The sequence below is a fragment of the Asticcacaulis sp. P4_H10 genome (assembly GCF_056400965.1).
Genome location: NZ_JBFUKH010000006.1, coordinates 321,815 through 346,401, shown reverse-complemented (window position 1 = coordinate 346,401; position 24,587 = coordinate 321,815). Strand labels below are relative to the sequence as shown.

Annotated in this window: 25 protein-coding genes; 6 read left to right on the top strand and 19 right to left on the bottom strand. The window is 61.4% G+C overall.

The window, feature by feature from the left end; translation table 11 throughout:
* Positions 1–81: 81 nt before the first annotated feature.
* The 14 genes from AC1DON_RS13455 to rpoZ form a co-directional block, all read right to left on the bottom strand.
* Positions 82–1,263, bottom strand: a complete 1,182-nt coding sequence (locus AC1DON_RS13455) for an MFS transporter (protein WP_476935312.1) — start codon at positions 1,261–1,263, stop codon at positions 82–84.
* A 54-nt stretch (positions 1,264–1,317) separates the two neighbouring features.
* Positions 1,318–3,534: a DNA topoisomerase IV subunit A gene (gene parC / locus AC1DON_RS13450; protein WP_476935311.1), complete on the bottom strand. Its 2,217-nt coding sequence runs from the start codon at positions 3,532–3,534 to the stop codon at positions 1,318–1,320.
* Positions 3,535–3,587: 53 nt separating this feature from the next.
* Entirely contained in the window at positions 3,588–4,490 is a 903-nt protein-coding gene (locus AC1DON_RS13445) for a GGDEF domain-containing protein (RefSeq protein WP_476935310.1), read from the bottom strand.
* 78 nt (positions 4,491–4,568) lie between these two features.
* Positions 4,569–4,970: a GFA family protein gene (locus AC1DON_RS13440; protein ID WP_476935309.1), complete on the bottom strand. Its 402-nt coding sequence runs from the start codon at positions 4,968–4,970 to the stop codon at positions 4,569–4,571.
* Positions 4,971–5,038: 68 nt separating this feature from the next.
* Positions 5,039–5,530, bottom strand: a complete 492-nt coding sequence (locus AC1DON_RS13435) for a hypothetical protein (protein WP_476935308.1) — start codon at positions 5,528–5,530, stop codon at positions 5,039–5,041.
* A gap of 65 nt (positions 5,531–5,595) precedes the next feature.
* Positions 5,596–6,324, bottom strand: coding sequence for a DNA repair protein RecO (gene recO / locus AC1DON_RS13430; protein WP_476935307.1), 729 nt, complete (start codon positions 6,322–6,324; stop codon positions 5,596–5,598).
* Positions 6,325–6,450: 126 nt separating this feature from the next.
* Positions 6,451–7,404: a GTPase Era gene (gene era, locus AC1DON_RS13425; protein ID WP_476935306.1), complete on the bottom strand. Its 954-nt coding sequence runs from the start codon at positions 7,402–7,404 to the stop codon at positions 6,451–6,453.
* On the bottom strand, positions 7,401–8,096 hold the full coding sequence (gene rnc / locus AC1DON_RS13420) for a ribonuclease III (protein WP_476935305.1): 696 nt from the start codon (positions 8,094–8,096) through the stop codon (positions 7,401–7,403). The genes era and rnc overlap by 4 nt, the downstream gene beginning before the upstream one ends.
* 158 nt (positions 8,097–8,254) lie before the next feature.
* Positions 8,255–9,127 (bottom strand): signal peptidase I, encoded by an 873-nt coding sequence (lepB, locus tag AC1DON_RS13415; protein ID WP_476935304.1) that lies wholly within the window; start codon positions 9,125–9,127, stop codon positions 8,255–8,257.
* Positions 9,128–9,307: 180 nt separating this feature from the next.
* Positions 9,308–9,697: a holo-ACP synthase gene (gene acpS, locus AC1DON_RS13410; RefSeq protein ID WP_476935303.1), complete on the bottom strand. Its 390-nt coding sequence runs from the start codon at positions 9,695–9,697 to the stop codon at positions 9,308–9,310.
* Positions 9,694–10,455 (bottom strand): pyridoxine 5'-phosphate synthase, encoded by a 762-nt coding sequence (locus AC1DON_RS13405; RefSeq protein WP_476935302.1) that lies wholly within the window; start codon positions 10,453–10,455, stop codon positions 9,694–9,696. Before AC1DON_RS13405 ends, acpS begins: the two co-directional genes overlap by 4 nt.
* Positions 10,452–11,039, bottom strand: coding sequence for an orotate phosphoribosyltransferase (gene pyrE, locus AC1DON_RS13400; RefSeq protein ID WP_476935301.1), 588 nt, complete (start codon positions 11,037–11,039; stop codon positions 10,452–10,454). The genes AC1DON_RS13405 and pyrE overlap by 4 nt, the downstream gene beginning before the upstream one ends.
* 77 nt (positions 11,040–11,116) lie before the next feature.
* The gene (locus tag AC1DON_RS13395) at positions 11,117–13,390 is read right to left on the bottom strand and encodes a RelA/SpoT family protein (RefSeq protein ID WP_476935300.1); all 2,274 of its coding nucleotides are present in this window, start codon (positions 13,388–13,390) and stop codon (positions 11,117–11,119) included.
* Positions 13,391–13,565: 175 nt separating this feature from the next.
* Positions 13,566–13,925 carry a DNA-directed RNA polymerase subunit omega gene (rpoZ, locus tag AC1DON_RS13390; protein ID WP_476935299.1) on the bottom strand — a complete coding sequence of 120 codons (360 nt, stop codon included), beginning with the start codon at positions 13,923–13,925 and terminating at the stop codon, positions 13,566–13,568.
* Positions 13,926–14,120: 195 nt separating this feature from the next.
* Between rpoZ and leuA the strand changes: the two genes are divergently transcribed.
* The gene (gene leuA, locus AC1DON_RS13385) at positions 14,121–15,794 is read left to right on the top strand and encodes a 2-isopropylmalate synthase (protein WP_476935298.1); all 1,674 of its coding nucleotides are present in this window, start codon (positions 14,121–14,123) and stop codon (positions 15,792–15,794) included.
* Positions 15,795–15,870: 76 nt separating this feature from the next.
* Positions 15,871–16,380: an SLATT domain-containing protein gene (locus tag AC1DON_RS13380; protein ID WP_476935297.1), complete on the top strand. Its 510-nt coding sequence runs from the start codon at positions 15,871–15,873 to the stop codon at positions 16,378–16,380.
* A 10-nt stretch (positions 16,381–16,390) separates the two neighbouring features.
* Here AC1DON_RS13380 and AC1DON_RS13375 read toward each other — a convergent pair whose 3' ends face one another.
* Entirely contained in the window at positions 16,391–16,900 is a 510-nt protein-coding gene (locus AC1DON_RS13375) for a thermonuclease family protein (RefSeq protein ID WP_476935296.1), read from the bottom strand.
* Between the two features lie 194 nt (positions 16,901–17,094).
* Between AC1DON_RS13375 and AC1DON_RS13370 the strand changes: the two genes are divergently transcribed.
* On the top strand, positions 17,095–18,069 hold the full coding sequence (locus tag AC1DON_RS13370) for a DMT family transporter (RefSeq protein ID WP_476935295.1): 975 nt from the start codon (positions 17,095–17,097) through the stop codon (positions 18,067–18,069).
* On the opposite strand, the gene folK is transcribed toward AC1DON_RS13370, so the two are convergent.
* Entirely contained in the window at positions 18,045–18,614 is a 570-nt protein-coding gene (gene folK, locus AC1DON_RS13365) for a 2-amino-4-hydroxy-6-hydroxymethyldihydropteridine diphosphokinase (protein WP_476935294.1), read from the bottom strand. The genes AC1DON_RS13370 and folK overlap by 25 nt on opposite strands.
* A 4-nt stretch (positions 18,615–18,618) precedes the next feature.
* Here folK and AC1DON_RS13360 point away from each other — a divergent pair, with 4 nt between their 5' ends.
* Together AC1DON_RS13360 and AC1DON_RS13355 are read left to right on the top strand one after the other, a co-directional pair.
* Positions 18,619–19,197, top strand: a complete 579-nt coding sequence (locus AC1DON_RS13360) for a LabA-like NYN domain-containing protein (RefSeq protein ID WP_476935293.1) — start codon at positions 18,619–18,621, stop codon at positions 19,195–19,197.
* Positions 19,198–19,310: 113 nt separating this feature from the next.
* Positions 19,311–19,766 carry a tetratricopeptide repeat protein gene (locus AC1DON_RS13355; protein ID WP_476935292.1) on the top strand — a complete coding sequence of 152 codons (456 nt, stop codon included), beginning with the start codon at positions 19,311–19,313 and terminating at the stop codon, positions 19,764–19,766.
* Between the two features lie 8 nt (positions 19,767–19,774).
* On the opposite strand, the gene smpB is transcribed toward AC1DON_RS13355, so the two are convergent.
* Together smpB and dapA are read right to left on the bottom strand one after the other, a co-directional pair.
* A complete protein-coding gene (gene smpB, locus AC1DON_RS13350) occupies positions 19,775–20,251 on the bottom strand; it encodes an SsrA-binding protein SmpB (RefSeq protein ID WP_476935291.1) in 477 nt (158 codons plus the stop codon).
* 8 nt (positions 20,252–20,259) lie between these two features.
* Positions 20,260–21,177, bottom strand: coding sequence for a 4-hydroxy-tetrahydrodipicolinate synthase (dapA, locus tag AC1DON_RS13345; protein ID WP_476935290.1), 918 nt, complete (start codon positions 21,175–21,177; stop codon positions 20,260–20,262).
* A gap of 248 nt (positions 21,178–21,425) precedes the next feature.
* Here dapA and AC1DON_RS13340 point away from each other — a divergent pair, with 248 nt between their 5' ends.
* A complete protein-coding gene (locus tag AC1DON_RS13340; protein WP_476935289.1) occupies positions 21,426–23,819 on the top strand; it encodes a lytic transglycosylase domain-containing protein in 2,394 nt (797 codons plus the stop codon).
* A 4-nt stretch (positions 23,820–23,823) separates the two neighbouring features.
* On the opposite strand, the gene AC1DON_RS13335 is transcribed toward AC1DON_RS13340, so the two are convergent.
* Complete coding sequence (locus AC1DON_RS13335) at positions 23,824–24,585, bottom strand: ABC transporter ATP-binding protein (RefSeq protein WP_476935288.1); 762 nt, start codon at positions 24,583–24,585, stop codon at positions 23,824–23,826.
* Positions 24,586–24,587 lie beyond the last annotated feature (2 nt).

Genomic DNA, 24,587 nt, shown 5'->3' with positions numbered 1-24,587 from the left:
TAATCTGTTGTTTTGTCGTGATTTAAGGCGAAAACCGCTTCACACTTTTGGCTACGCCGAACTTCGTTTCGCCATATCGCTCTAAATCCGGGTTTGCAAACTGGCGTGGCTCTGGCGGGCGAGGTGGACACCAACGCCCAACGTCATCAGCGCCATGCCGATCAGCGACAACAGCAAGGCCATCACGCCAAATTGCCCAAGCAGCCAGGCGGCGGCGAACGGTGCGCCGCCTTGCACGACGGCGCCCAGCCGCCGGATGCGCCCCATCAGGGGCGGATAGCGTTCGGGCCCGAAGACGGCCAGGGGCACAGTGCCTGAGGTGATCGAGACGACACCCACGCCGGCGCCATAGAGCACAAGCGCCGCTATGCTCAGGCCCGATGTCGCCGTGATCAGGACGATACCCAAGGTCAGGGCAGCGATACCCGCCAGCATCGAGGCATGGGCCGGCCAGCGCCGCCCGAGCGTCAGCTCCAATACGCGCGCAACAACCTGCGCTGGGCCAACCATGGCGCTCAAGGCGACGGCTTCACTCATGTCGAGGCCACGGCCGGTCAGAACAGCGTGCATATGGACGGCCATGACGGCCACCAGCGCCATTTCAAGCGTCACCACGACCGCCAGGGCCATGTAGATCCGCGCTTCGATCCCTTGTACCGTAACGGCGGGGTGACTGTGCCGCGCAACAGGCGCCGCGTCGGCCGGCCTTGGCAGGACAAAGAGGTAGAGCGGCAGGCAGACGCAGAGGTGGATGGCGGCGAAGATCAGGCAAGTCGACCGCCAGCCGAACTGCACTTCGAGCACATGGCTGAGCGGCCAGAAGGTCGTGCTGGCGAACCCGCCCCACAGCGCAATCTGGATGATCGCCGCCCGCCCTGTCGCACCGAACAGACGTCCGGCTGTGCCAAACGCTGCGTCATAGAGACCGCTGCCCATGGCCAAACCCATAACGCCCCACGCGGCGATATACATGATGAGGTTTTGCGAAACGGCGATCAGGCCAAGCCCTAAGGCGAATAACAAAGCGCTGGCGCTAAGGACCAGCCGTCCCTGCCCGGCGCCGACATAGCGGCCAGCCAGCGCCGAGACGGTGGCGGAGACCAGGGTACCGATTGAATAGCCGCCAACGACCCAGGCGAAATTCCAGCCTGTGTCAGCGACGATCGGCTTCGACAGGGCCGTCAGCAGATAGAGCGAGGTGCCGAACGCGATTAGCTGCCCGACGCCCAGCGCCGATACGACCTTAAACCTTTTCCAGTCCACCTGCATCCCCCGCGCCTCTCGCTTATCCTTGCGATGGAGCGGTGGCTCCACCGGTTACACCCGCAGCTTACGCAGTCCGCGGGGCGCCATCTTGCCGGCCTGGGCGCGCTTGCCCAGGAAGTCCTTGAAGTCTTTGAAATCACGCGCCTTGTTCGAGCCGTCGTACCATTGCGGTGTGCCGGCAGAGTCGAACACGGCGATATCGCGAATGCCGCCGTCCTTATAGGCCTGAAGCTTGACGCCCTTGCCGCGCGCCATTTCCGGCAGTTCGGCGACCGGGAAGATCAACAGCTTGTTGTTCTCACCCAGGACCATCAGGCTGTCACCGATAACCGGCAGCGCCGCCAGGGCTTCGGTGCCCTCGACGTTCAGGACCTGCTTGCCGGCGCGCTTGTTGGCAACGCCGTCTTCCTCGTTCATCACGAAGCCGTAGCCGTTCTTGGAAACCATGACGCGCTTCTTGCCGGTCTGGGCGACAAAGACGTCAACGATCTTGGCGCCATCCTCGAAATCGACCATCAGGCGCAGCGGCTCGCCATGGCCACGCGCCGACGGCAGCTTGTCGCAAGAGAGCGTCAGGAAACGGCCGTCCGAGGTCATGATCAGCAGCTTGTCGGTCGTCATGGCCGGAACCAGCCATGCCAGTTCGTCGCCTTCCTTGAACTTCAGCTCCGACGGATCGGCGACCGCGCCCTTGGCAGCGCGAATCCAGCCGCGCTTCGACAGGATGACGGTTATCGGTTCCTTCGGCAGGTAGCTTTCGATCGCCGCGATTTCGACATTGGCCGGCGCTTCAGCAAAGGTCGTACGGCGCGCCGACAGCAGCTTCTTGCGCGTTTCGACCAGTTGCTGGTCGATGCGCTTCCACTGCAGCTTTTCGCTGCCAAGCAGCAGAATCAAGCCATCACGTTCTTCGGTGAGCTTCTTGTGCTCATCCTGGATCGTCATCTCCTCGAGCCGCGCCAACTGGCGCAGGCGGGTGTCGAGGATGTAGTCGGCCTGGATCTCAGTCAGATTGAAGCGCGCCATCAGCACATCGCGCGGCTTTTCATCCTCGCGGATGATGCGGATCACCTCATCCAGATTGAGGAAGGCGATCATCAGGCCGTCGAGCAGGTGCAGGCGCTTCTCGATCTTTTCGAGGCGCCACTGCGACATGCGCTGAAGCACGACACGACGGTGATCGAGGAAGGCGATCAGACACGCCTTAAGGCCCATGACGCGCGGCGTGCCCGTGGCGTCCAGCACGTTCATATTGATGGCAAAGCGCGTTTCCAGGTCCGAGACCTTGAACAGGCTTTCCATCAGCACTTCGGGCTCGATGTTGCGCGTCTTCGGTTCCAGAACGAGGCGAACCTCTTCGTCCGACTCGTCGCGAACATCGCCCAGCAGCGGCGCCTTCTTGTTCTCGATCAGGTCGGCCAGTTGCTCGATCAGGCGAGACTTCTGGACCTGATAGGGAATTTCGCGCACGACGATGCGCCAGTTGCCACGTCCGAGGTCTTCGACCTCATAGCGCGAACGCGTCCGCACCGAACCGCGGCCTGTTTCGTAGGATTCGAGGATCGACGCGCGGCTTTCAACCGTGATCCCGCCGGTCGGAAAGTCCGGACCGGGAATGAAGTCCATCAGTTCGCTGGTCGTCGTTTCCGGCTTTTGCAGCAGCTTGCGGCAGGCGTCGATCAGTTCGGAAACGTTGTGCGGCGGGATGGACGTCGCCATGCCGACGGCGATGCCGGCAGAGCCATTGGCCAGCAGGTTCGGAAAGCCCGCCGGCAGGACGACCGGCTCTTCGTCGCGCTCGTCATAGGTCGGACGGAAATTGACGGCGTCTTCGTTGATGCCTTCCAGCAGCAGCATGGCCGCAACGGTCAGACGGCATTCGGTGTAACGCATGGCAGCGGCGTTATCGCCGTCGATATTGCCGAAATTGCCCTGGCCTTCGACCAGCGGATAGCGTTGCGCGAAGTCCTGGGCCAAACGAACCAGGGCATCATAGATCGCCCCATCGCCGTGCGGGTGGAAGGTACCCATGACAAGACCGACGACGGCCGCGCACTTGCGCGCCGCGCTTTCAGGCGTCAGGCGCATGGTGCTCATGCCGTACAGCACGCGGCGGTGCACGGGCTTCATGCCGTCGCGGACATCCGGCAGGGCACGCGAACTGATGGTGGACAGGGCATAGGCCAGATAGCGGCGCGACAGCGCTTCGCCCATAGGCTCATCAACGACCAGACCACCGGCGTCGTCAGGAATCACTACGTCACTCATTCGCCCCGTTTAGAACGAGAACGAAAGGAATACAAGGAAACTATTTGAACTGTTCACACCGCATTGCGGGCCTGGTCACGGCCGGCGGCCTTGGCAGCGTACAGCGCCTGATCGGCATCCCTGTAGAGGCCTTGCAAGGTCTTACCCGGCTCCCATTCAGCGATACCGGCCGAAAAGGTGTAGCGCAGGGTAACGTCGCCGATCTTCAGTCTCTGATCACGCAGGTGCGCCCGCAGCCGCTCCACCACGGTGCCCGCCTGATCCCCGGAGGCGCCCGGCATGACGAACAGGAACTCCTCGCCCCCCACCCGGCCGGTGACATCGCGATCGCGCAGGACGTCGCGCATGCAGCCGGAAAAGTGGACCAGGACCTGATCACCACCGTCGTGGCCAAAATGGTCGTTGATCATTTTGAAATGATCGAGGTCGAGCACGACAATGCTGAACATCTGGCCGCCTTGCGCGGCGCGATCCAAGATAGAGCCGAAACGCTTCATAGCTGCACCGCGATTGAACAGCCCGGTCAGATGATCGGTTTCGGAAGCGGCAATCGCTTCGTCGCGCGCCGTGCGCAGAGTGAATTCCTTGTGCTTCACCGCCGTAAAATCGGTAACGGCCACCAGAACCCAGTCGTCGTCGAAGGTCGTTTCGATGGCGTACATCCATCGCCCGTCGATCATGTCGACTTCGAACTTGCGCACGGTCTTGCTGCGGCGCTTGGTATTGGCCGCGGCCAACCAGGCGTCTATATCGTCGGTTTCGATAAGCGGACCGGTCTTCCACACATGGCAGTGGCGCATGATGCTGTCGAAGGTCTGCGGTCCTGGCTGAACGTCGTAAAGACGGACAAAGTCCGGCGTCGCAAATTGAAGGGTATCATCCGGCGCGAACAGGGCCAGCATGGTACCGCTGTGCAGCAAGCCCTCACCCAGCCGCATCAGCAGCTGGGGCGTCATATTACTCTGGTACGATCTACCGTCGGAAGCCATGTTGCAGACGCTAACAGATCCACGTTATTTTCCGATTAAAACATCTTACCAGTTCGCGCGTCCGTCCATATATTCCACAGGTAATGCATCGAGGTCGAAACCGTCGACCATGCGCATATTAACAGCGAAGGTTCGTGCTGCAGGCATCTGACCCGGCGTTGTTCCTTCCTTGGGCGTGCCATCGGCATTATAGGCCGACGCCCAGTCCGGGCTGTCGCCATGGGTGTTCCCGCCGCAGGTGCCGCAGAAATGGTGCTTGTTCATGCCGCCGCTGGCCGAATATGTCAGGTTCTTTTCGGCCTTTACCGACACCTCATCGGGCGAAAAGTAGGCCCAGACAGCACCGGTACGATGGCAGAAGGTGCAATTGCAGGTCTTGGCCGATTCCGGGGCGCGGGGCAGTTGGATATGGGTGGCGCCGCAATGGCAGGTGGCGGTCAGAGTCATGATATCCTCCTTTAGTGCAGCGAGAATGCACCACCATGCTGCCAAATTTTGTCAGCATGGAACGAGGATCAGAACAACGCGTCGACTTCGCTTTGACGGTTGGCTTCCATGGCTTCGGCGCGGCCGTGGATATGCGAATCCATTTCGACCACCAAGGCCTTCATCTCTTCCAGGCGAGTCCGCAAATCGGCCAGAGCCTCTTCGTCCTCGAGATTCGAGCTCAGCAGGATATTGATCGACGAATCAAACACGGCCAGGGCGCGCGTGCAGCTTTCGTCGAAGGCCAGGCGCGCTTCGGTCGGTGCGTGCAGATAGGCGGAAATTACCACTTCACGCAGTTCAAACCCTGACGCTTCGAAGTGCGCCACGTAGTCTCGAGGCTTCCAGTCCGCCAGTTCCTCGGCCATGTCCGGCATGTCGAGGCCCATTTCGAACAGCATGATGGCTTCATTGAACAGGTTCAGATAGTCGGTCGCCAGGCCGGTGTGCGGATTGACATTGGCAGCGAGCAGCTCGGGCGCGCTGTAAGTCACAATCTGGGCTCTGTCGATCTCACGCATGATGCTCCCACTCTGACACACATTTCTTAGCAAAGGATGGATGCCGGTTCCAAAGGATTGCATTGTTATCCCAAACCGGCGTTGGTCAGGGCCTGGGCCAGATTTTCGCGGATATCCGGCAACGGTTTATTGTGTGGATGAAAGACGTGCCTTTCCAGGAAAAAACCGGTGAGCTTCAGACCGTTGACGACATCACCCTCGTCGATTCCGCCCTGCGACGACAGCAGAAACTGCGGCAGCGGCAGCAGCTTGTCCTTGTAGGGCTCGCCACTCTGCGCACTCACGGCGCGCGCCGATTTCGGGCTGACATAGCGCAGGTCATCGCGCGAGCCTGAAACCGCGCAGGCGCTTAAGTCCAGGCCATAGCCCAGTTCTTCGAGAAGGCCTGCCTCATAACGGACATAGATGGCCGGCCAGATTTCGGGAATGGAAAAAGCCGACAACAACGCGCGAAAGGCGTGATAGGCGCCTTCATGACGCTCACGTTCCGGCAGCGCCTGGCGCGTCATCAGCGCTGCACATTGCAGGCCAAGCAGACCAACAGGGTCGTCGAGCAGGTCCGGCCCCTGCCCGTCCGCTTCGATAGTCGCGGCGCCCAACTGGTCGGAACTGCGGGCACGATAGCGGAAGGTCACGGGCGATCCGGGCTGCAGCAACGGCTTCATGCGCCGCGACGCCCCACCGGCAATGTGGGCCGCCTGAACACCGTGCAGCCGCGTTAGGACATGCACCACCGCCCCGGTTTCCCCGTGCAGTCGCGCGCTCAGGACAATGGCTTCGTCTTCGTATTCCAATGTGATTGCCCTAAATCGTTATGACGTGACGAAAACCGGTAGCTATCGAAAAACGAAGCGGAGCGTACTTGAGTACGTGAGCATCGTATCGCAGATAGATGCCGGTTTGCAGGCCGTCAGAACGATTTAGCTGTCGTACTCGAGGCCGAACTGGGCATACAGCGCCCTGTCATCACTCCACTTTTCCGACACCTGAACGTGCAGGAACAGGTGCACCGGGCGGTCGAGCAGCTTCGACAGGTCCTCACGCGACTTCTGGCCGATCCATTTCAGCGTCTGGCCATTCTTACCCAGGACGATGGGGCGCTGGCTGTCGCGTTCCACGAAAATGGTCTGTTCGATGCGCGCGGAACCGTCGGGCTTGTCCTCGAACTTGGTCGTCATGACCGCAGCGGCGTAGGGCAGTTCTTCGTGGACGCGCAGGAACAGCTTTTCGCGCGTGATTTCGGCAGCCATGATTCGGACCGGCGCATCGGCCGCCTGGTCTTCTGGATAGAGCCACGGGCCTTCCGGCATCCGCTTGGCCAACATCGTCTTCAGGTCATCGACACCATTGCCCTTTTCGGCCGAGATCATCAGCACGTCTTCGACCACACCCGTCTTGAAAAGCTCATCGGCGACCGCCAGCAGGTTGTCGCGCTTCATCAGGTCGATCTTGTTCAGCGCCAGGATAACCTTGGCCTTGTTGGCCTTCAGGCCTTCGACGATCATGTCGACATCTTCCACCGCCTTGAAGTCCGCCGCAGTCGCCTTGATCTCCGTCGAGTGCTTCACCGCCAGTTGGGCGGCTGCGTCGACAAGCAGGACAATCGAGTCGGCGTCATGCGCGCCAGTCCAGGCCGAGGCGACCATGGCGCGGTCCAGGCGGCGGCGCGGCTTGAAGATACCCGGCGTATCGACCAGAATCATCTGCGCGGCGCCTTCCAGGGCGATGCCGCGCACCGGAAAGCGCGTCGTCTGCACCTTCTGTGTGACGATCGACACCTTGGTGCCGACCAGCCGGTTGACGAGCGTCGATTTACCGGCATTGGGCGCACCGATGATAGCGACAAAGCCGCATGTTTGAGGGGTGTCGGTCAATTCAGTTGTTCCTGTTCGATCAGGCGCAGGGCGGCGGCTTTTTCGGCTTCCTGCCGAGACTTGCCGGTCGCGGTCTGGGGGGTAACCCCTTCTATGCGCACTTCAATGGTGAATATCGGGGCATGGTCGGGCCCCTTGCGGTTGATCAGGCCATAGGCCGGCGGCGCCTTGCCATTGGCGGCGGCCCATTCCTGGAGGAAGGATTTCGGATTGCTTTGTGAAGCATTGCCGCTGTTGCGCAGGGCTTCGGCCCATAGCGGCTTGAAGCAGTTTACCACCGCCGCATAGCCGCCGTCGACATAGACGGCCGCCATCAGGGCTTCGGTGGCGTCGCCGAGAATCGTCGGATTGTCGCGTCCGCCGCTTTTGGTCTCGCCGGCCGCCAGACGTAATGCCGGCCCGAGTTCGAGTGTCCTGGCGACTGCAGCGCAGGCGTCGCGACTGACCAGCCCGTGGAAACGGCGCGACAGTTCGCCCTCTTCAGCGTCCGGAAAGGCGTCCATCAGCGATTCGGCGGTCAGCAGCCCCAGAACGCGATCGCCCAGAAATTCCAGGCGTTCGTTGTCCTTGATCTTGCGCGCACCTTCGGCGACGCTGGCGTGCGTCAGGGCAAGGTCCAGCAGTTCCGGGGTTTTAAAGGTATAGCCCAAGCGCGCCTGCAGGGCGTCGATGGCTTTGATACGCGCGTTCATGGGCTGCGTTTACAGCACAGCCCATGGGTCGGCAATAGGAGGGGTTGGATTACGCCCTCCGAAATGCCCCCGGGGCATTTCGGCAAGCGCGACTGCGCGCCCGAGCAGATGCGCTCAACGAGCGCATCGCCCGCGAGGAGCCTAGCGGCGCTTGAGCGCTAAACAAGCGCCTTGAAGAAGCGTTCCCAATTGAAGTTCAGCCAGGTCCACGGCTTCCACAGCGAGGAGCCTTCCTTCCACGACATCAGGATAAAGACGGCGCGGCCTTCCAGGTTCTCTTCCGGCACGAAGCCGACGCCCGAATCGTAGGGGTCTTCCGGCGAAAAGCGGCTATCCAGCGAGTTGTCGCGGTTGTCGCCCATGACGAAGTAGTGGCCCATCGGCACGGTGAAGACGCCGGTATTGTCGGCGCGGCCGTCCTGAACCATGTCCTGCATCTGGTGAACGCGGCCGCTCGGCAGGAATTCGCGTTGCAGATTGGCTGTGCCCATCGGGGCGTCGGTCGCCTTGACCGGACCCATATTGGTGAAGGGAACGGCTTCATCATTGATATAGAGCTGGTCGCGCTTCATCTGGATGCGGTCACCCGGCAAGCCGATAACGCGCTTGATATAATCGACCTTGGGGTTCGACGGCAGCTTGAAGACGACCACGTCGCCGCGTGTCGGCGCCTTGTTGAAGATACGACCTTCGATCATCGGTACTGTGATCGGGAAGGAATATTTGGAAATGCCGTAGTTCCACTTCGAGACGATGATGTAGTCGCCCTGGTACAGGTTGGGCTCCATCGATGCCGACGGGATGGTGAAGGGCTGGAACAGGAAGGTGCGCAGGATCATGACCAGGATCAGCGCCACAGCCACGACGCCAAAGATCTCCTTGGCTTCCTCGATGGCCGACTGCTTGGCCGGAGGCTCGCTGCCGTCATGGCTGTCGTCGCTTGCGACCTCATCGACCGAAGGGGCGGCGTGCGCATGCGCTGCAGCGGTTATGCCCTTATCCAGGTTCGAGTCGTCACGCGAAGTCGTCATTACGCCAGCCCCATAGTTATGTGCGCGCCCGTCACTTCGGGCATGCCTTACGATATTGTCCGGAAACAGCCCCCGTTCCGTCGTTTGAACCACGTAAACATGCATTATGGCAAGGGCAAGACAGTTTTTTGTCCGCCCCTGCCTTGGTGCATGACCTTTTGGTAAGGTGGCTTCGTAAGACTACCGCGCTTCAATCAGCGCATAGGCGGTAGCGTAAGGGTCTTCGTCGCTCAGCGACAGGTGAATATGCGCTTCGGCGCCGTCGGGCAGCAGTCCGCGCAGGGTATCGGCCGCCCCGCCATGCAGCAGGACTCGCGGCTGACCCAGCGGTCCGGTCACGACTTCGATATCGACATAGAAGAAGCCGCGCACGCCGGTGCCGAAGGCCTTGGCGACGGCTTCCTTGGCGGCAAAGCGCTTGGCCAGGCTAAGGTCGGTGCGTGCGGCCTTCGCGGCGTGCGCCTGTTCGTCGGCTGTATAGATGCGGTTCAGAAAGCGATCGCCGAAACGATCATTAGATGCCTTGATGCGGCGCGCATCGCACAGGTCGATGCCGATGCCGACGATCATGCCGTCAAGCCCTGGCGCTGGGCATCCATCAGTTCGCGCATCCGCTTCAGAGACGCTTCCAGCCCAACGAAGATGGCTTCGCCGATCAGAAAGTGGCCAATGTTCAGTTCGCGAACTTCGGGAATGGCGGCGATGAACGGCACGGTGTCATAGTCGATGCCATGTCCGGCATGGACCTCGATGCCCAGCTTGTGCGCAGTTTGCGCCGCCGCCTGCAAGCGCCGCAATTCGTTCTTGAAAAGGTCGTCCTGGCGTTCGCGGAACGCGTCGCAGAGCGCGCCGGTGTGGAATTCGACCACCGGCGCGGAAACCTTCGCCGCTGCCTCGACCTGGGCCGGATCGGTGGCGATGAACAGCGACGAACGGATACCGGCGCGGTTGAACAGCCTTACCGCCTCACCGACCGGGCCGATCTGCCCCAGCACATCCAGACCGCCTTCAGTCGTGCGCTCCTGGCGGCGTTCCGGCACGAGACAGGCGGCGTGCGGCGTCAGCTTGAGCGCAATCGCGACCATCTCGTCGGTCACCGCCATCTCGAAATTGAGCGGCTTACCATGCGCATCGCAGACTTTTTTCAGTTCCAGCACGTCGGCGTCGATAATGTGACGGCGGTCTTCGCGCAGGTGGGCGGTAATGCCGTCAACACCGGCGTTCAAGGCCAGTTCGGCGGCGCGCACCGGATCGGGCGCCTGGCCACCGCGCGCATTGCGGACGGTAGCGACGTGATCGACATTCAAGCCAAGACGGATGCGGTTCATACCTTGGCGAGCCTCCGGCTGCCCGGGTCCTCGACCGGGATGGCGGCCAGCTCCGGCGGCAGGTTGTCGGCGGGATATGCCGGCACCTCAAGGCTGGCCAACGCGATCAGCGGCACGCCGACATCAGCCTTGCCGCCCGAACGGTCGACGATGCAGGCCGCGGCCACGACATCACCGCCCGCTGCCTTGATGGCTTCGATGCATTCGCGCGACGACAGGCCGGTCGTGACGATGTCCTCGACCATCACGACGCGGGCGCCTGGCTCGATATAAAAGCCACGGCGGAACTTGAACTGGCCGCCTTCGCGTTCAACATAGATCGAGGGCACCTTCAGGTGGCGCGCCGTTTCATAGCCGGGAATAATGCCGCCAACGGCCGGCGAGACCGCGACATCGACGTGGCCTACCTGGGCGATGATCTTGTCGGCCAGCGCCTTGCACAGGCGTTCACAACGCGCCGTGTCCATGAAAACCAGGTTCTTTTGCAGGAACATTGGGGAATGCAGCCCGCTCGACAGGACGAAATGGCCGGTGCGCAGGGCGTTGGCGGCGCGAAATTCGTTGAGTACGTCGTCGTTGGTCATGGGCATTCGTCCTGATTATCTCCAGAACTGATGCCTTTAGCGCAGTGCCGTCGCAAGCTAAAGAGCCTGTGACGGATTTATCCGCGCATCCGGTCGACGCTTTCGATCATTTGGGAGGTCCTAAGCGCCGCCGAGATATTGGTGATGTGGCGGGCGTCCATGACCTCGATGTCGAAATCGATCTCGAGATAGTCCATCTGCTTGGGCGCTATATGAATATCGACAATATTGCCCTTGGCCTCGCCGATCAGCGTACAGGCCTGGCCCAGAACGCCCGGTTTGTTCTGCATCGTCACACGGATACGCGCGATACTTAAGGTGTTCTTTTCGGCGTTCAGGGTCCAGTGCAGGTCGATCCAGCGGTCCTTTTCGGCCTCGAGCGCCTCCAGCGAATCGCACTCGATCGAATGGACGTGGCAGCCGTCATCCTCGATAATACCGATAATCCGCTCACCGGGCACCGGGCGGCAGCAACGCGAGAACAGCACCCTCTGACGCTCCGACAGGGCCGAACCGCGCACAAAGGCCTGGCCACCCTCGCCATCGCGAATGCGCGTCAGGGTCTCGGTCGACAGACGCAGCGGCATCTTCAGGCCGGGGAAGACGGCCTCCAGGATTTTGACCGGCAGGATCTTGCCCCGCCCGCACAGCTCCAGCAGTTCGTCCTCGTCCTCGACATTGAAGCGTTCCAGAGCCGGGCGCCAGCTGATGTCGTCGATGCGCTTTTCGACCTGGGCGGCGGCGCGCATGAGCGCTGTACGGCCGACCGTGACGAAATCATCGCGTTCGCGCTGACGGATGTGACGGCGAATCGCCGAGCGCGCCTTGCCCGTCACGGTCAGCGAGAACCAGTCCTGGTTCACCCGCGCGTCATGGCCGGTGAGGATTTCGACCTGGTCGCCATTCTGCAGCACGGTGCGCAGCGGCCGGTGCTCGCCATTGATCAGGCAGCCGATGGCGGTTTCCCCGACCTCGGTATGGACGGCGAAGGCGAAGTCGAGCGGCATGGCGCCGCGCGGCAACGAGATCAGCTTGCCCTTGGGCGAGAAGACGAACACCTGGTCGGTGTACATCTCCATCTTGGCGTGTTCGACCCAGTCTTCCGAATCACCACCGCTTTCGGCGATCGAAATGATGTTCCGCAACGAATTCATCGGGTTGCGACCGCCTTCGGCTGTCGCGGCCTCTTCGTCGAAGCCGTAGGTCTGGTTCTTATAGCCCCAGTGCGCCGCGACGCCCTCTTCGGCGATGCGATCCATCTCCTCGGTACGGATCTGCATCTCGATACGCGTGCCCTTGTGGCCGACCACCGTCGTATGCAGCGACTTGTAGTTATTGGCCTTTGGGGTCGAAATAAAGTCCTTGAAGCGGTCCTGGACGCACGGCCAGACGCGGTGCATGACGCCCAGGGCACGGTAGCACTCATCGACATCGCTCATGACAACGCGGAAGGCGTAGATATCGGAAAGCTGAGCAAAACCAATCGATTTGCGCTGCAACTTCTTCCAGATCGAATAGGGCGACTTTTCGCGGCCCGATACCCGGGCGCGGATACCGACCTTTTCAAGCTTGGCGGCGATATCCCTGGCAATAGCGCGGATGGCGTCGCCCTTCTCTTCCCGCATTTCCTTGAGACGCAGGATGATGGCGGCGTGCGCCATCGGATTGATGTGCGAAAACGCCAGGTCCTCAAGCTCAGTCGCGAAGCGGTTACAACCGATCGAACGCGCCAGCGGCGCATAGACTTCCAGCGTTTCGCGCGAAATCCGTTCGCGCTTTTCGGGCGCCACGAAATGCAGCGTCCGCATATTGTGCAGACGGTCGGCCAGCTTGACCAGCAGGACGCGGATATCCTTGGAAATGGCCAGGATGAACTTTCGCAGGTTCTCCGACTGCTTGGTATATTCCGATTGCAGCTCAAGCCGCGTCAGTTTGGTGACGCCTTCGACCAGACCGGCGATCTCGTCTCCGAACTTGGCGGCAATCTCCTCGCGCGTTGCCGGCGTGTCTTCGATGGTGTCGTGCAGCAGGGCCGTGGCGATGGCGGCGGCATCGAGCTTGTAGTCGGTAAGAATGCCGGCGACCTCGATCGGGTGCGCGAAATACGGGTCGCCTGACGCCCGCAGCTGCGCACCGTGCATGCGCATGGCATAGACATAGGCGCGGTTGAGCAGGGCTTCATCGACCGTCGGTTCATAGGCCGCGACGCGCTCGATCAGTTCGACCTGGCGCAGGAATTTCGGCCGGTTGGCCGCCATGACCTTGGCCGGATCACTGCCCACATCGGCCACAGGACTGCCTCCACCAGACGGCGGTGTCGTTACGGCAATCTGTTCACCCTCTGCGGACATGCAACTCAAACCCTGGTCTAGTACGGAATGAAGCGATATGCCGAAAAGTGTGAGCGGTTTTCGGCTTAAATATCGCGACAAAATAACTGTCTCACGCATCATTGAAACAGCCAAACAAAAAAGGTCCGGGAAGCATGCCCCGGACCTTCTATATAATCTCTTACCCGGAGTGTTTTTAGTAACGCTCTTCCTGGCCACCATCGCGGTCGGATTGCAGGGCGCGGATCAGGTCGCCTTCCGACATCTGCTGGTGGGTCGGATCGGCCAGCAGGGCCAGGGTTTCGGCTTCTTCCTCGGCCTCGGTGCGCTCGTCGACGCGCTGCAGCGACGCGATCAGGCTTTCGGTCAGGGCGTTCGGCGCCAGGACGCCGTCGGCGATTTCGCGAAGCGAAACAACCGGGTTCTTGTCGTTGTCGCGATCGACCAGGATGGACGAGCCGCTGGAGATGGCGCGGGCGCGATGGGCGGCCAGGAGAACGAGGTTGAAGCGGTTGTCGATCTTTTCGACGCAATCTTCGACGGTGACGCGAGCCATACGGTTCCCTTTGTCTGAACGTAAAGCGCGCCGTCGCCCGAAGAGATTCTCTTTGGACCCGGCGCAAGGCAGATAACAATTGCCGCCTGTCTACTCTCTCGCCTCACCGAATACAAGAAAATCCTGCATTCCACTCACCAGGTGTGATCGGCCGGTCATTGACTCCCCCGCGCCATAGCCCTAAGGGCTCGCCCCATGTCCATGCTGCCGAACCCAGAGACCAAATACCGCCCGTTTTCGCTGGGCGTCGACATGTCCGACCGGACCTGGCCGTCGAAGACGATTGTCGCGCCGCCGCGCTGGCTGTCGACCGATCTTCGCGACGGCAACCAGGCCCTGGCCGATCCGATGGACGTCGAGAAGAAGATGATCTTCTTCAACCTGTTGCTGAAGGTCGGCCTCAAGGAGATCGAGGTTGGTTTCCCGTCCGCCGGGGCCACCGAATTCGATTTCGTGCGCAAGCTGATCGAGGAAAACCTCATTCCCGACGACGTGACCATCCAGGTCCTGACGCAGTCGCGCGAAGACCTGATCAAGCGCTCGTTCGAGTCCCTGCGCGGTGCCAAGCAGGCGATCGTCCACCTCTATAACGCCACATCCCCCCTCTTCCGCCGCGTCGTCTTCGGCATGGAAAAGGCCGACGTCCTGGCCCTGGCCGTCAAGGGCGCGACCCTGTTGCGCGACGAAGCCGCCAAGCAACCGGACACGCGCTGGTCATTCGAATACAGCCCCGAGACCTTCACCGCCACCGAGCCTGAATTCGCGCTGGAGGTCTGCGAAGCCGTGATCAATGTCCTGCAACCGACGCCGGACAATCCGCTGATCCTGAACCTGCCGGCGACCGTTGAAGTCGGCGGCCCGCACACCTATGCCGACCAGATCGAATGGTTCGGACGGCACGTATCGCGCCGCGACAGCGTCTGCATCTCGCTGCATCCGCATAATGACCGCGGAACCGGCACGGCCGCGGCCGAACTGGGCCTGCTGGCTGGCGCCGACCGTGTCGAAGGCTGTTTATTCGGCAATGGCGAGCGCACCGGCAATGTCGACCTGGTGACGCTCGGCCTCAACATGTACACGCAGGGCCTGTCGCCGAACCTCGACTTCTCGAACATGCGCGAAGTCGTCGAGACGGTTCAGTATTGCAACAACATCCCCGTCCATCCGCGCCATCCTTATGCCGGCGAGCTGGTCTTCACGGCCTTTTCGGGTTCACACCAGGATGCGATCAAGAAGGGCTTTTCGGCGCACGAAAAGCGCAATGACGGCTTCTGGGAAATGCCCTACCTGCCGATCGATCCCGCCGACCTGGGCGAAAGCTATGAGGCGGTCATCCGCGTCAACTCGCAGTCCGGCAAGGGCGGCATCGCCTGGGTGCTGGAACAGGCGCACGGCCTGAAGCTGCCGCGCCATCTGCAGATCGACTTTTCGCGCCGCGTCCAGGAAATCACCGACGCCAGCGCCCGCGAACTGTCGTCGGAAGAGATCTGGAAGGCCTTCCAGGACGCCTATCACCTGGGTGGCGGCCGCTACGGCCTGATCGCCTACGAACAGGCCGCAGCCGTCCATTCCGGCACCCAGCGGACTTTCGTGGGCCGCATCGTCAAGGACGGCACCGAAGCCTCGGTCATCGGCCACGGCAACGGCCTGATCTCCAGCGCCATCGAAGCGCTCAACGATCACTACGGGCTGGCGCTGGAAGTCGTCGACTACGGCCAGCACGCCCTGACCAAGGGCTCGCTCAGCCAGGCTGTCGCCTATATCGAATGCCGCACGGCCGACGACCGTCACGTCTTCGGCATCGGCATCGACGACGACATCGCCACGGCCAGCGTCAAAGCGGTGCTCAGCGCCGCCAACGGGCTCTGATTACACGAAATATCTTGCCTGCAGGACCTGAGCCCCGTATGCGTTATCCGAATGGTTAACGTCGGGGGACATGGCTGTGGACGGCAGCGATAAAGCCAGCAATAGAATCGAGGCCGAAGAGCTGCCGCGTATTCTCAAAGAGACCGAGCGCCGCATCAAGCGTGGCGCGCTGGGTCACTGGCTGGCGACCAATACGCTGTCCAGCTTCGCCAACTGGTTCACCACACTGACACTGGGGGGCGGTTTCCTGATCTCGGTGCTGGCGGCGATTCCGATCATCCTGCCCGAATTCTACGGCCAGTATGAAACCCCGATCAATCTCGCCATCTTCGTCCTGGCCAGCCTGACCTCGATCCTGTCGGTCTTCCAGACAGTGTTCCGCTGGAGCGAGCGCGCCCAGGTCCACCGCAGCGCTGCCAGCCACTACACCAATGCGCGCCGTCAGCTCGAAGTCCTGCTGATCCACGTGCCCTATGACGTCGATGAACTGGAAGACCTGCTCGTTCACCTGACACACCTCAGCGACACCACGCCGTCCGTGCCGACCGGCATTTGGAACAAGGCCGTCCGCGCCACCCGCGACTAGTCCCAGGTCTTCAGTGAGACCTGCGATAATCCGAAGGTCGCCGAAAGCCATGCGCCCATGCACCTGCCCTCAGCTTTTTCGCCAGCCCTTCATCCGCAACGTAACGCATCGAATAGCGGCGATAAGCGACGGCATAACCGCCTCGCACCATCTCCCGGCCAAGATCGCGCCCGTCCGGCAGTGTGCAAATCGCGACCATGCGACCATAGGGATCAGTATCCTGCCTGGCGCACGACACCGGCTGCTGCCCGACGATCTGCCTGAGCTGCTGGAAAGCCAGCTTGCCGCACTTCATCCGACCGCACATCTGCCGGTACTCGAAAGCATCGACACCAAACAGACGGATGCGCCGTTCACCGATCGCCAGGCTGTCGCCGTCATCGACATGCGCCCTGCCCTTCAGCGTCTCGGCGACCGCTGGTCCCGTGACCATAATCACACACAGGGTAACCCAAAGTGATCGCCCAACTGTACGCCATGCCGTTGCCAATGCGGCCGAAAGCCGGTAATGCGCCGCCATGGTCACGTCCTTTGCTCAAAATCATGTGCTGATTCAGCTCGATATTCTGTCCAAGCTTATTTGGGCATGCAAGGCCGTGCGCATTACACTGCGCACAAAAAAGGGCGAATAGGATCCTAAACCATCCCCCGCCCGATCCTTCCAACGGGCGCGGCAGACCTATCCTTCAGGCGCCCTCACTCCAGGTCCCTGACATGAGCGCTTCATCCAAAACCAAAGACTGGCTCAATACCTGGGGCGGCTACATTATGGCCGCGCTCGGCGCCTTTCTGTTCGCCAGCAAGGCCATCTGGATCAAGCTCGCCTATGCATACGACATCGACGCCTCGACGCTTCTGACCTTGCGCCTGATGCTGGCGACACCCTTCTTCGTGGTGGGCGGTGTCCTGACCTGGCTGCGCAACAGGCGTCTTGGACACGACGGACCGCCCGCCGTCCGGACGCGGCCCGACCTCTACGCCAAGGCGCTGGCCGTCGGGGCACTCGGCTACTGGCTGGCCAGCTATACCGATTTCGAGAGCCTGACGACCCTGTCGCCGGAATTCGAACGGCTGATCATCTTCACCTATCCCCTGTTCGTTATCCTCTTCGGCGCGCTGTTCTTTGGCCAGGCCCTGCGCGTCAACGCCCTGTGGACCTTCGCCATTGCGTACGCCGGCATCGGCCTGATCTTCGTGACGGACCTGCGCGAACACGGCTCCGCCATCGTCGCCGGTACGCTGTGGTGCATGGCCTCGTCGGTGGCCTTCGCCCTCTATCTCCTGCTGGCCAAGCCGTTGATCGCACGCCTTGGCCCGTCGCTGTTTACGTCGTGGGCCATGTCAGGCGCGGCCATCGCCACCTTCGCGCACTTCTTCCTGACGCACAGCGCCAGCGACCTCAAGCTCAGCGCAACGCTGGCGTGGCTGGTCCTGGGCCTGGCCATTGGTGCGACGGTGGCCCCAAGCTACCTGACGAACTTTGCCCTCAGTCGTATTTCCTCGCAGGCCAATGCGGTCATCAGCTTCATCAATCCCGTCTTCACGCTGGGGATGAGCGTGCTGATCCTGCGCCAGAACGCCACCCTGGCCGATCTCGCCGGCACGCTTCTCGTCGTCACCGGTGTCGGTCTTTACACCTGGCTGGACCAGCGCGCCAGGCAGGCTCAGCTGGCATCCGCCAAGGGATAGGCATCCGCGCCAATTTTGGCTGCTTTCCATAGGTTTGCAGCCGTTTCCTCAAGTGCCGGGTGACGCCAGCCGGGCAGAATCTCCGCCACCGGCCCCATGACGAAGGCGCGCTCATGGGCGCGCGGATGCGGCAGTATAATGCCGTCCTCATTCATAGTTTTCCGACCGTAGGCAATAAGATCGAGGTCTAGAACCCTTGGTGCATTGCGCGTTTCGCGTACCCGGCCGGCATTGAATTCGATTTCATGCAGGAGACTTAGAAGTGCTTGGGGCGAAAGCTCTGTTTCAACTTGTATAACTGCGTTCACATAGGGCGGATGCGAAGTATCGGGCCAGGCCAGCGACCGCCAAAGAGATGAAATTCTGTTAACAAGCAGTCCCCGCCCCTTCAATGTCTTGACAACATGCGCAAAAGCTTGCGATGCAGACTGACGCTCGGGGAAAGCAGCGGCGGACGGCAGGTTGGAACCGTAGGCAATGAGAATTGCCGCGTTGTCGTCGTCACTGGGCCTGGGTGGCATTTGAACACTATTTTTGAAAGCCATTGGAATGAGTTTCTACCCGACGGACCGTATCGCGCTTTTCATTGACGGTGCCAATCTTTATTCCGCCGCCAAAGCCCTCAACTTCGACATCGACTACCGTAAGTTATTGGATGAATTCCGCAAACGCGGCATCCTGATCCGGGCCTACTACTACACGGCGCTGGTGGAAGGCGACGACTATTCGCCGATTCGCCCGCTGGTTGACTGGCTGGACTATAACGGTTTCGCGCTGATCACCAAGACGGCCAAGGAATATGTCGACAGTCAGGGCCGCAAGCGCTGGCGTGGCGACATGGATATCGAAATCGCCTGCGACATGATGGAAATGGCCGAACACGCCGACCATCTGGTGCTGTTTTCGGGCGACGGCGACTTCCGCCGGCTGATCGAAGCCGTTCAGCGCAAGGGTGCGCGCGTTACAGTCGTCTCGACCGTGAAGTCGTCTCCGCCCATGACTTCGGACGAATTGCGGCGCCAGGCGGACACCTTCGTCGACCTGGCTGACCTGGCCTCGGTCATCGGCCGTCCGCGCCAGCAACAGAACAATCCGAAGTTCCCGCAGGACGAAGACGACGACGCCTGACAGCTTAAGTCGCCTGAATTCCACTGTGTGAGCGGTAACCTCACAACTTTGTGGCTTTACCAATTCGCGTATTGCGTGTTTATTTACGCAGGGATTGGCGATGGAGTCAGGCAGTGCTGAGCATTGATCGGCTTTTCGGACAGGCAGACAAGGCGCGTCAGGACGGACGATACTCTGACGCGCGCGCCAGTCTTGATGCCTTGATCCTTATAGCGCGCCGTCAGGCCAATGACGTCCTTTGGGCGCAGGCGCTGACGGTAAAGGCCGAGGTGGAATGCGACGACGGCCATGCGGTCGCGGCGGTGCCGCTCTATGAAGAGGCCGTCAAACTCTACCGCCAGACCACGGATGTCCTGGCCCTGGCATCGACCCTGAGCCAGCTCGGCGACACCTACCAGACCTGCGAAGACTATGACGAGGCGTCGTCGCGTTACGAGGAAGCGCTGACCATTTACCAGGCCGTGGGAGATGAGGTTCAGGACGTCTCACCGGTCACCGACGAAGATCGCCTGCGCGACGCCCTGGCGCAGTGCCGCAACGCCTGGACCTATCCGGACCAGGCGAGCTAACCCTTCTGCTAACCTCTGTCGCGCATCAGCCGCGCCTTGTCGCGCTGCCAATCGCGCTTGGCCTCGGTCTCGCGCTTGTCGTGGATCTTCTTGCCCTTGGCCAAGGCGACCTCGATCTTCACCAATCCCTTGTCGTTGAAGTACATCTTCGTCGGAATCATGGTGTAGCCGTCGCGCTGGACGGCGGCCATCATCCGGCCGATTTCCTTGCGATGCAGCAGCAGCTTGCGCACGCGGCGCGGTTCGTGATTGAAGCGATTGGCCTGGGTGTAGATCGGGATATCGGCATTGACCAGGGCGATTTCGTCGCCGTTCTCAATGCTGACATAGGATTCAGCGATATTGGCCCTGCCCTGGCGCAACGACTTGACCTCGGTGCCGGTCAGCACGATGCCCGCCTCGATCGGATGTTCGAGGAAGTAGTCGAAGCGTGCGCGCCGGTTGTCGGCGATCACCTTGTAATTTGAGGGTTCTTCGTTGGCCATGGATTTGCCTAAATAGGGTAGGCTGGCTCCGGTACAAGACCTGCCAGCGCCATGGCGTCATCAACCAACGGCCGGACGGCCTGGCTGCAGGCCGTGATCGGCAGGCGGACCTCTTCGGTGCACAGCCCAAGCCGGCTCATGGCGTACTTGGTCGGCGACGGCGACGAATCTGCGAACAGGACCTTGTCGAGCGTGATCAGCTTGTCCTGCCACTGGCGCGCGGTCTCATAGTCGCCCTTGGCGGCGGCGTTGTACAGGGCGACGCAGGCCGCCGGCGCGACATTGGACGTCACTGAAATCACGCCATGGCCGCCATGCGCCGAATAGCCGAGGAAGGTCGGGTCATCGCCGGAAATATAGGCAAACGGCTTGTCGATGCCCAGGCGCATATGGCTCAGGCGGTCGATGTCGCCGGTCGCATCCTTGATGCCGACGATGTTCGGCAGCCTGGCCAGACGGATCACGGTCTCATTGCTCATGTCGACGACCGTGCGGCCGGGGACGTTATACAACAAAATCGGAATTTGAACGGCGTCGTTGATCGCCTTGAAATGCTGGTAGATTCCCTCTTGCGAAGGCTTGTTGTAATAGGGCGCCACGACCAGAACGGCGTCTGCACCAACGGCCTTGGCGTGGTGCGCCAGCTCGATCGACTCAGCGGTATTGTTCGACCCGGCGCCGGCGATCACCTTTACGCGGCCGGCAACGCGTTCAACGCACAGCCGGACGACTTCCTTGTGCTCATCCAGGCTCAGGGTCGAGGTCTCGCCGGTGGTGCCCACAGGCACAAGACCGTGCACGCCCGCGGCGATCTGATGCTCGATCAGCGCTTCGAAAGCGGCATAGTCGACCTCACCGTTGCGAAACGGGGTGACCATGGCGGTAATGACGCCCTTGAACGGCGGGGCTTGCCTTGCGTTACTCATTCCTTAACCAGTCCTGCACACAGTCTTTTGCCGGAGACAGCCTTCGCTTTGTCAACGTGATGAAAACGTGATCATTTCGCGTGAGGTGTGTCTTTCGATCATCGCAGATCGGAGATTATATCGAATTTAGCCTTAAGCCCGCCGGGCTTTGGCTGCAATGTCTTTATAAAAGAAAACTATGGCCTATAGTCGGTTAACGACGGGCCTCAATATACCGCGTAAGAATTGGCTAGGGACTAAAAACCGGCATGAAGCTTATCTTCCCAGATCGCGTCCAGACGCAAGCAGCAGCACCGCGCCCCTTGTGGCGCAAGGCTGCGCTCATCCTGACCGTCAGCGCCGCCGGCCTGGTGGGCCTTGGGCCCGTGTCGGCGCAGGATGTCCCTGCCCCGGTTCCGTCGGCACAGAACACCATGGCGACGCCTGACACATCCCAGCCCTATCAACCGCCCATCATGTCGGCTGAGGATGTCGAGACGCTGGAAAGCGCGCTCGAGCTGGTGCGCACGAAGAATTTCGCCGCCGCCGATTCGATGAAGTCAGGCCTCAGTAATCCGACCGCCCGCAAGATCATCACCTGGGCCATCATCAATAATGACGGCCAGAATATCTACAGCTTCGCCGCGCTCGATGGCGCCCGCCGCGACCTGTGGGGCTGGCCGCGCGAAACCAAGCGCCAGATCGCCGCCGAAAAGATGATCGGCCTGTCGGGCATGTCGGGCCAGCAGATCGTCGACTGGTTCAACGGCTCGCCGCCCGAAACCCTCGAAGGCGCTGTCGCCCTGATCAATGCCCAGCAGGCGGTCGGCAATATCGAGGAAGCTTCTCAACTGGCCAAGACGTGGTGGCGGACCAAGACGTTCGACGCCATGGGCCAGGCTAACTTCCAGCAGGCGTTCGGCCGCTACCTGACGCAGGACGACACCATCGCCCGCGTCAACTGCCTGATCATCAATACGCAGTCGGGTTCCAGCCAGGCGATCCGCGACCTGCTGCCCAGCGTCAACGACCACACCCGCGCCGTCGCCGGTGCGGCGCTTGCCATGCGCACAAGCGCGGCAGGCAGCGACGCCATCTATACGTCGGCGCTGGCATTCGATCCGCGCAACAAGGCCCTGGCCTTTGCCCGCGCCAAGTATTTGTCTGGAAAGGGTCTGGAGCCGCTCGGCTATCCGATCCTCGGCGACCTGCCGCCAGCCTCGATGAGCCCGGAAGCCGCAAGCCAGCTCTATGCCCTGCGCCTCGCTTACTTCAAGTCGGCACTGAAGGCCAAGGATTACCGCTCGGCCTATAACGCCATGAAGGGCGGCGGTTTCGAGCCCGGCGAAAGCAAGGCCGAGGCCGAGTTCTTCGCCGGCTGGATGGCGCTGCTGAAACTCAACGACACCAATGCCGCCGTCGAGCACTTCCACAACCTGGCCACCGCCGGCACCTCGCCGATCACGCAAGGGCGCGCCAACTACTGGCTGGGCCGCGCCTATGAAAAGCGTGACAATCCTGGCCTGAACGGCATCAATCCCGACCGCACCGAGGCCGAAAAATACTACGCCAAGGGCGGCCAGTACATCTACGCCTTCTACGGCCAGTTGGCGGCGGAAAAGGCCGGCATCAAGACCATCACCATCGGCAAGGACCCGATACCGTCCGCCGCCGATCGCCAGCGCTTCGAAAGCCGCGACACCATCCGCGCTGCCCGCATCCTGGCCAGCATCGGCCAGATCGACATGTTCCGCCAGATCGCCCTGGCGACCAGCCTGGTCCTGCCCAATGCCGAGGAAGAGGCGCTATTGGTCGATCTGACAGCGCGCTACGACACGCAGTTCATGGCCATGAAGGTGGCGCGCAACTCCATGCAGCGCGGCTTCTACCTGCCGGAACGCGCCTATCCGTTGCGCGCCGTGCCGGATGTACCGTCGCCGGAAAAGGCGTTTGTGCTGGCCATTACCCGTCAGGAATCGGGCTTCGATCCCAAGGTTCGCAGCCACGCCAATGCGCGCGGCATGATGCAGCTCATCCCGTCGACCGCCAGGGCCGTGGCGCGCCGCCTGGGTCAAAGCTATAACGATTCAAGGCTTTATGAGCCGGAATTCAACATGTCTCTCGGCGCCTACCACCTGGGTGAACTGGTGACGCGCTTTGACGGCTCCTACATCATGGCGGCTGCCAGCTATAATGCCGGCCCCAGCCGAATGTCGAAATGGGTCGGGGACTGCGGCGATCCGCGCGGCCCGAACGGCGATCCGTTGAGCTTCATCGAATGCCATCCATTCAACGAAACCCGCAACTACATGATGCGGGTGACGGAGAACGTCCACGTCTACCGCGCCCGCCTCAATGGCGGCAGCGCAGCGCTGACACCGTGGGCCGATGTCCAGCGCGGCCTGCCCGCGCCAATTGTCAATACCCCGGACGACGGCGAAACCGGCACGATCGGCGGCGATGGCGACGGCGCGATGAGCTATCTCGATTACCAGAAGGCCGAGGCCCAGAACGCGGCACTGGCCGCCAGCCTGGCCCAGGCAGCTGCGGCTGAGCCGGTGAAGCCGAAGGTGACCGCCAAAAGCAAGAAGGCCAAGGCAAAGAAGGCTAAGACCAGGAAGGCGCCAGCCAAGAAGACCAAGAAGAAAAAGCGGAACGACTGATCCGCTATATCAGCGGCGCGGCGGCCAGTTGCAGGTGCAAGGTCCCGTCGCGCCGGATCAGCTCGCCTGACAGATTAAAGACATCGCGCAAGGTCCCGCCGTTGAAGACATTTTCCGGCGGACCGCTGGCGGCGATATGGCCGTCCTTCAGCAACACGACCGTGTCGGCGAATTGTGCCGTCAGCGGCAGATCGTGCAGACTGACGATCACGGTTGCGCCTTCCGCCGCCTTCTGCTGAAGCCGCATCAGGACGTGGCGTTGCCAGGCCGGATCGAGCGCCGTCAGAGGTTCATCGAGCAGGTAGACATCGGCGCGTCCTGTCAGGACCCGCGCCAGCAGGACACGCGCCCTCTGCCCGCCCGACAGGCTGAATACACCGCGATCGGCGACATCCTTCAGGCCCAGGGCCGTCAGTTCCTCATACGCCCTTTGGCGTGCCATTTCGGGTGCCAGATGCGAAGCGCCAAGTGCAGCGACATCGACTGCGGCCAGGTCCCAGGCAATGGTCCGTTCCTGCGGCATGTAGGCGATATGGTCGGCGCGGCGCGGTGGCGTCATGCGCGCCACATCGGCGCCATTCAGCGAGACGTTTCCCGTATTTACCGGCAGAAGCGCAGCCATTGCCTTGAGCAAGGTTGACTTGCCGGCGCCGTTCGGTCCGGCCAGCGCGTGCATCTGCCCCGGTGCAAAGCCCAGCGATATACGGTCCAGCACCAGACGTCCGCCCAGTTGCACGCTCACCAGATTGAGTTTCAAGGTCTGCATCG

What these genes read in the sequence shown, in the direction of transcription:
- AC1DON_RS13405 (WP_476935302.1), bottom strand. Translation starts at nt 10,455, where the DNA reads ATGAACCGCATCCGTCTTGGCTTGAATGTCGATCACGTCGCTACCGTC.
- smpB (WP_476935291.1), bottom strand. Translation starts at nt 20,251, where the DNA reads ATGGCCAACGAAGAACCCTCAAATTACAAGGTGATCGCCGACAACCGG.
- rnc (WP_476935305.1), bottom strand. Translation starts at nt 8,096, where the DNA reads ATGAACGCGCGTATCAAAGCCATCGACGCCCTGCAGGCGCGCTTGGGC.
- AC1DON_RS13435 (WP_476935308.1), bottom strand. Translation starts at nt 5,530, where the DNA reads ATGCGTGAGATCGACAGAGCCCAGATTGTGACTTACAGCGCGCCCGAG.
- parC (WP_476935311.1), bottom strand. Translation starts at nt 3,534, where the DNA reads ATGAGTGACGTAGTGATTCCTGACGACGCCGGTGGTCTGGTCGTTGAT.
- rpoZ (WP_476935299.1), bottom strand. Translation starts at nt 13,925, where the DNA reads ATGGCTCGCGTCACCGTCGAAGATTGCGTCGAAAAGATCGACAACCGC.
- dapA (WP_476935290.1), bottom strand. Translation starts at nt 21,177, where the DNA reads ATGAGTAACGCAAGGCAAGCCCCGCCGTTCAAGGGCGTCATTACCGCC.
- AC1DON_RS13395 (WP_476935300.1), bottom strand. Translation starts at nt 13,390, where the DNA reads ATGTCCGCAGAGGGTGAACAGATTGCCGTAACGACACCGCCGTCTGGT.
- pyrE (WP_476935301.1), bottom strand. Translation starts at nt 11,039, where the DNA reads ATGACCAACGACGACGTACTCAACGAATTTCGCGCCGCCAACGCCCTG.
- AC1DON_RS13440 (WP_476935309.1), bottom strand. Translation starts at nt 4,970, where the DNA reads ATGACTCTGACCGCCACCTGCCATTGCGGCGCCACCCATATCCAACTG.
- AC1DON_RS13335 (WP_476935288.1), bottom strand. Translation starts at nt 24,585, where the DNA reads ATGCAGACCTTGAAACTCAATCTGGTGAGCGTGCAACTGGGCGGACGT.
- acpS (WP_476935303.1), bottom strand. Translation starts at nt 9,697, where the DNA reads ATGATCGTCGGCATCGGCATCGACCTGTGCGATGCGCGCCGCATCAAG.
- lepB (WP_476935304.1), bottom strand. Translation starts at nt 9,127, where the DNA reads ATGACGACTTCGCGTGACGACTCGAACCTGGATAAGGGCATAACCGCT.
- folK (WP_476935294.1), bottom strand. Translation starts at nt 18,614, where the DNA reads ATGGCTTTCAAAAATAGTGTTCAAATGCCACCCAGGCCCAGTGACGAC.
- AC1DON_RS13375 (WP_476935296.1), bottom strand. Translation starts at nt 16,900, where the DNA reads ATGGCGGCGCATTACCGGCTTTCGGCCGCATTGGCAACGGCATGGCGT.
- AC1DON_RS13360 (WP_476935293.1), top strand. Translation starts at nt 18,619, where the DNA reads ATGAGTTTCTACCCGACGGACCGTATCGCGCTTTTCATTGACGGTGCC.
- AC1DON_RS13370 (WP_476935295.1), top strand. Translation starts at nt 17,095, where the DNA reads ATGAGCGCTTCATCCAAAACCAAAGACTGGCTCAATACCTGGGGCGGC.
- AC1DON_RS13340 (WP_476935289.1), top strand. Translation starts at nt 21,426, where the DNA reads ATGAAGCTTATCTTCCCAGATCGCGTCCAGACGCAAGCAGCAGCACCG.
- leuA (WP_476935298.1), top strand. Translation starts at nt 14,121, where the DNA reads ATGTCCATGCTGCCGAACCCAGAGACCAAATACCGCCCGTTTTCGCTG.
- AC1DON_RS13445 (WP_476935310.1), bottom strand. Translation starts at nt 4,490, where the DNA reads ATGACGCCCCAGCTGCTGATGCGGCTGGGTGAGGGCTTGCTGCACAGC.